We start from the raw sequence: 260 nt of genomic DNA, 5'->3' as shown, positions 1-260 counted from the left end.
GTTTGGAAAAGATGGTAACGGCGTTCCACGTGTAAAGAAGTTTCTTAGTGAAAGTAAAAAAGGACTAACACCTGAAACATTATGGAGAGCTGAAGAAGTAGGAACAACTAATCAATCTAAGAAACATTTAAAGGAATTATTTAAAGATAAGACTGTATTTGATACTCCTAAGCCAGAGGCGCTTATTAAAAGGATTATTGAGATTAGTACTAATGAACAGGATCTAGTATTAGATGCTTATTTAGGATCGGGAACTACAG

General features: G+C 34.2%; 1 protein-coding gene. It reads left to right on the top strand.

Translation table 11 applies throughout. The annotated features are described in order from the left end of the window. Positions 1–260, top strand: a 260-nt coding sequence (locus SB753_RS38660) for a DNA methyltransferase (RefSeq protein ID WP_410805363.1), incomplete at both ends; no start/stop codon positions are given.

It is taken from the genome of Paraburkholderia sp. SIMBA_053 (genome assembly GCF_046534895.1).
Taxonomy (GTDB): Bacteria; Pseudomonadota; Gammaproteobacteria; order Burkholderiales; family Burkholderiaceae; genus Paraburkholderia; species Paraburkholderia caledonica.
This window is presented reverse-complemented; position numbering and strand designations above follow the sequence as displayed.